We start from the raw sequence: 5,274 nt of genomic DNA, 5'->3' as shown, positions 1-5,274 counted from the left end.
TGTCTTCAACGACTTTCGCCTGCATCACGCCCAACGAACCGCGCAGATAGAGTTTTTTGGGAATGATTTGCCCGATGGCGGACAATTCCACGCCACGCGAACGGTGTTTACCGCCGACTGCCCAAGTGTAGGGATCATTTTGCGCGTCGGGGCGGTAGCGGATATTGAAGCGTTCTATTTGGTAGGCAGACAACGTAGTGCTGAGGCGGTCGTCTAGCCAACTGCTTTTAACGCCGGTTTCGTATTGGCGGGTGTACTCGGGGTCGGCGTTGAACACGGCGGAAGACGACGTATCGATGCTCAAATAGCCGCGTCCGCCATAAGGTGCGAAGCCTTTGTTATACGAGGCGTAGAGCGTGTGGGCAGGCGTTGCGTTCCACACTGCGCCGATGTTGGGGCTGAATGAGTGACCGCTGTATTGGCGGCGGCTGCCGGTGAGTTTGTTTTCTGAATTGAAGGTGTACTTGTCGTAACGGCCGCCGAGGACGAATTTCAAATCGGGCGTGGCGGAGAAGATGTTTTGCACAAAGATGCCGTAGGAGTCGGCTTTGTGGCGGTTTTCGGTCAGTACGGGCTGCAATCTACCCGAAGCCGGCCAGCTTGCGCGGTCGTAAGGGTCGATGGAGGCAGTAAAGGCGCGGCTGTAACCCAATGTCGGGTTGCGGTGTTCGCGGCTGTAATCCATGCCTACGGTCAGGTGGTTTTCAAAACGGCCGATGTTGTAGTCGCCGTTGAGCGTGAAATTGGACGACAGGGTTTTGTTGTCGGTCTGCTGCCAGGCGTAGTTGCGTTTGATTCGGCTGCCGTTTTCGCTGCCTGCATGAAAATGGTCGAAATCCTGCGCCGCCGTGCGGTGGGCAAGCTGCCATTGGGCGCGCCATTTGTCATTGAAGGCGTATTCAAGGTCGGAACGCCAAACTTGCAGCTTGTCTTTCACAAAATCGTTCGGGTGGGCAAAGCCCATGCGGTAAGGCAGTCCGAAGCGGTCGTACACGGACTTGGTCGGGCTGCGGTCGGGCGTGCGCTCCACATTGTCGTAGGTATATTGTCCCGTCCATTTCAAGCCGTTGTCGAGTTTGACGGTAATGCTGGGCGAAACCATGACATTTTTGCTGTCTATGCCGCTGCGGAACGAATTGGCGCGCCCGACTTCGCCGGTGAGGCGGATGGCGACGTTTTTGTTCAGCACTTCGTTGATGTCCATATTCAGGCTGCGGTTTGCCCACGAGCCGTAAACTGCACCGATGTTGCGGCTTTGTTTGAAGTTGGCGTATTTGCTGACCATGTTGATAACGCCACCGCCGTTGGTGCGGCCGTAAAGGACGGAAGACGGGCCTTTCAGGATTTCCACGCGCTCGATGTTGGCGGTACTGCGACGCACTTGTCCGCTTTCGCGCACGCCGTCGCGGTAAATATCGGATGCATCGGCTTGGAAGCCGCGCAGGAAAATGCTTTCGCCGCGCATATCGTAGGCAGCGTCAATGCCGGCATTGCCTTCGAGGATGGAACTCAAATCGTTCGTACCGTAATTTTTGTTTTTCTGGATATTGAGCGTATCGACGGTTTGCGGCGTTTCTTTGATGAGCTGTCCGTTGCGGGTAACGGCGGCTTCGTCGTAGTTGATGTAGCCCTTGAGTACGCTGGTGTCAGACTGCCCGACCACAGAAACAGTGGGCAAAGTAGCGGTGTAATGTTCACCATTGTCCTGCGTATCGGCGGCAGTAACAGGGAAAGAAGCGATAATCAGCGTGGGTAATAAAGCCAAATGAAATGGTATTTGCATTTTTATACTCAATTTAACGAAACAACCGAATTATATTGTCTCACAAAAGAAATGAGAATAGTTTCTTTTAATTATATTTAACATGATATTTGTAAACAAAGGCCGTCTGAAACACATATCGGTTTCAGACGGCCTCTCTTCTTGATAGGCACTTCTAAACTACTTACTCAACAGCATTTCCTGCATCAGCTTCATGCCCCATTGCCAGCCGCTGAGTGCGCCGTTTAACTGGCCCGAATGCGGCGATTGAAGCAGGCGTGCATGCCAGCGGTCAGCCTGTTCTTGCGCCCAATCGCGTGGCGTGCCGTTTGTTTCGGCGATGACCAACGCCGTACGGCAAGGACAGCGGACACGTTGGAACGTATGGATTTCGTCCTTGGGAAAAGCTTCGGGACGCGGCGAGACCAAAATAATATTGGTCAGGCGTTTTTGCGTCAGGATGTCGGCTTGGTACAGCCATGCTAAAAATGCGGACACGCCGGCACCATGAGCCACGACGGCAATATTTCTGCTGACGATATGGTCGAAGGCCGTCTGAATAGCGTGTTGCCATTCGGAAATGGTTTGCCGACTATCGGCTTCGGCAGTTTGAACAATCGGATAGCTGACCGCCCAGCGATCTATCCACATTTCCGCTTCATCCGCATCGCGTATCAGAAACAGTGCCATTTCTTCGAGTTCGAAGCTCTGCATTTCAGACGGCCTATTTGAGCAAGTCGTTGAGTGTAAATGCAATCAGCAATGCGGCTGGCACGCTGAGGATGGCACAAGTCGCCAAACAAAGTACGATGTTGGCAATCAGCCGCCAACCCTTCCAAGCAAAACATTTGGCCGCAATCAGCAGGCAAGGCAGAGAAAACAGCAGCCATACCAACGCCCACGTCGGATTGGCCTTGGTCGGCGCAACCCAACCGGACATCCGTGCCAACATAAACACCGCCCACACCAGCATGGGCAATACAAATGCCGCCACGACCCACGCCGCACCTACGCCAGTCTTGCCGTTTATATTCCAATCATATTTACCAAAAACCTTATTCGGCAACATAGTCATACTCCACAACTAACGGGGCGTGATCTGAGAATTTTTCATCTTTATAAACGTGTGCGGAAACGGCCTTGGCGGCCAACTCCGGCGTCACCATCTGATAATCGATACGCCACCCGACATCTTTCGCATACGCTTGTCCGCGGTTACTCCACCAGGTATAGCCCGGCACATCGGGATAAAGTGTGCGCCACATATCCGTCCAACCGAGTTTGTGGATGACTTTGCCTATCCATTCGCGCTCTTCTGGCAAGAAGCCCGAATTTTTCTGATTGCCCTTCCAGTTTTTCAAGTCGATGTTTTGGTGGGCAATGTTCCAGTCGCCGCAGACGACGATATCGCGCCCTTCGTTTTTCATGGCTTCGAGCATGGGATAGAACGCGTCCAAAAAGCGGTATTTCACTTGTTGGCGCTCTTCCGCGCTGCTGCCGCTGGGCAGATACAGCGAAATTACCGACAACTTGCCGAAATCGCAACGGACAAAACGGCCTTCCCTGTCGAATTCTTCAATGCCCATGCCGATTTGCACATTGTCGGGTTTGCGTTTACTGTACACCGCCACGCCGCTGTAACCGCGCTTTTCGGCGCAATGCCAGTAGCCGTGCATACCGTGCGGATTCTTCATATCGTCTGACAGGTCGGCTTCTTGAGCTTTCAGTTCCTGCACGCAGACAATGTCCGCGCCCGATGCGGCGATGTATTCATAAAAACCTTTTTTATAGGCGGAGCGGATGCCGTTGACGTTGGCAGAGATGATTTTCAACATAAGATTTGAGTAATTTTTAAAAACGGATAATAGGATTGGAGTTTTCAGACGGCCTGCAAGTCATAAACAAATACTTTGGAATTGCGGCCGTTGGCATTGTATTCCTGCCGGCGTTCGGCAGGCAGGTCATCGGCTAAGGCCGTCTGAAAGCCTCGTTCGACAAACCATTCGCCCGTATGCGTGGATAAGGCGAAGAGCGTTTTAATATTTAAGGCGCGTGCTTTTTGAAACAGATGTTCCAACAGCAATTCGCCGTAGCCGCCATCACGCGCTTCGGGCGACACCACCAGGCAGGCCAATTCGCCGCAGTCCGGTTCGGAAAAGGTTTTCAACGCCACGCAGCCGTAAATGTTTTGATCGTGTTCCAATACGGAAAAACTAGAAATATGGTTTTCCAAATACTCGCGGCTGCGGTGTAACAAGATGCCTTGTTCCGCCAACGGACGGATTAAGGCGATGATGTGCGGAATGTCGTCGCTGCGTGCCTGACGGATGGAAACAAACGGCTCACGGGCAATAGATGTACCGCTGCCCTCGCGGGTAAACAGCTCGCGCAACAGGCTGCCGTCTTCACGGCCGTTGAGAATCTGCACCCGCGATACGCCGTTTTCCAACGCACCTACCGCTGCATGCAACAAATCGGCCGGCGCATCGGGATTATCGTGTATCAGCTCCTGCACTTCACCGACAGACAAAGTATTGGCCAAAGAGCCGTCGGCACGACGGATACCGGCTTCTTCGGTCAAGAAAACCAGCTTCTCCGCCTGCAAAGCCATTGCCACTTCCTGAGCGGTTTCACACATACTCAGATTGAAGGTTTTGCCGCTGTACGAATGCCCCAAAGGGCTGATCAGCACCACGGCGCCGCCATCTAAGCGCAAACGGATTTCTTCTGCGTCGATTTTGCGGACGGTACCGGTATAGCCCATGTCCACACCGTCGATAACGCCCAACGGACGGGCGGTAATAAAGTTGCCGCACGCGATAACCGGCGGCTTGCTCCGTTGCGGTGCGGATACGCTGCTGAACAAGGCGGCTTCGACATCGCTGCGGATAATCCCCGCCACCTGCTTCACTTCCATCAAAGTTGCTTCATCGGTAATTCGTCGGCTGCCGCTGTATTTCGGAACAAAATCCCGACCCGAAGCCAATTTGTCGAGCAAATGCCGCGAACCATGTACCAAGACCAAACGCAAGCCCAAGCTGGCCAACAGGTTCAAATCTGCGGCCAAACGAATCAGGGTTTCGCCTTCCAACAAGCTGTCGGTCACGCCGACCACCATGGTTTTGCCGCGCAAATATTGTATATAGGGCGCGGCCTCGCGAAAGCTGGCAACAAAATGGGCGATGGCACTCATAGCAGGGCAAGATAAAAGAGTTGCATAATCAAAACCGTCAGCGCAATCAGCGATGCCAACGTCCAGTTGAAACCGTCCTTGCGCGTTTTGACCGCCGCCTGCTCTTCCGCCTTAGGCTCTTCCTTGATCGCGCTGTTGAGCAAATTGGAAATTTCTTTGCGCGAGAGTTTGGAATGCTTGAGGATTTGCGCGCCGATGTTATGCACGAGGCGCACATCCGTTACCGCCACAGGCAGATGAGCCGGATCGGCCGGCAGGTTGCCCGACAGATAATCCTTGGCCTTAAACATCCCCGAACAACGCGTGCAGACCACGAAAC

At 53.4% G+C, this 5,274-nt stretch carries 6 protein-coding genes; all 6 read right to left on the bottom strand.

Features of this window, described 5'->3' with window-relative positions; genetic code table 11:
- A partial coding sequence (locus ACTHUE_RS10565; RefSeq protein WP_440423431.1) for a TonB-dependent receptor occupies positions 1-1,783 on the bottom strand: 1,783 nt, incomplete at its 3' end.
- A gap of 159 nt (positions 1,784-1,942) precedes the next feature.
- Positions 1,943-2,476, bottom strand: a complete 534-nt coding sequence (locus ACTHUE_RS10560) for an alpha/beta hydrolase (protein WP_440361267.1) — start codon at positions 2,474-2,476, stop codon at positions 1,943-1,945.
- A 10-nt stretch (positions 2,477-2,486) separates the two neighbouring features.
- A complete protein-coding gene (locus ACTHUE_RS10555; RefSeq protein ID WP_049330844.1) occupies positions 2,487-2,831 on the bottom strand; it encodes a hypothetical protein in 345 nt (114 codons plus the stop codon).
- The gene (locus ACTHUE_RS10550; protein WP_003684015.1) at positions 2,818-3,597 is read right to left on the bottom strand and encodes an exodeoxyribonuclease III; all 780 of its coding nucleotides are present in this window, start codon (positions 3,595-3,597) and stop codon (positions 2,818-2,820) included. The genes ACTHUE_RS10555 and ACTHUE_RS10550 overlap by 14 nt, the downstream gene beginning before the upstream one ends.
- A 44-nt stretch (positions 3,598-3,641) precedes the next feature.
- Positions 3,642-4,955, bottom strand: coding sequence for an amino-acid N-acetyltransferase (gene argA / locus ACTHUE_RS10545; RefSeq protein WP_150540694.1), 1,314 nt, complete (start codon positions 4,953-4,955; stop codon positions 3,642-3,644).
- Positions 4,952-5,274, bottom strand: a 323-nt coding sequence (locus ACTHUE_RS10540) for a hypothetical protein (protein WP_440423429.1), incomplete at its 5' end; no start/stop codon positions are given. The genes ACTHUE_RS10540 and argA, both read right to left, overlap by 4 nt.

Source organism: Neisseria sp. P0021.S005, from assembly GCF_051956955.1.
Note: the sequence above shows the minus strand (reverse complement) of the source record. Positions and strands in the feature narration are given on the sequence as shown.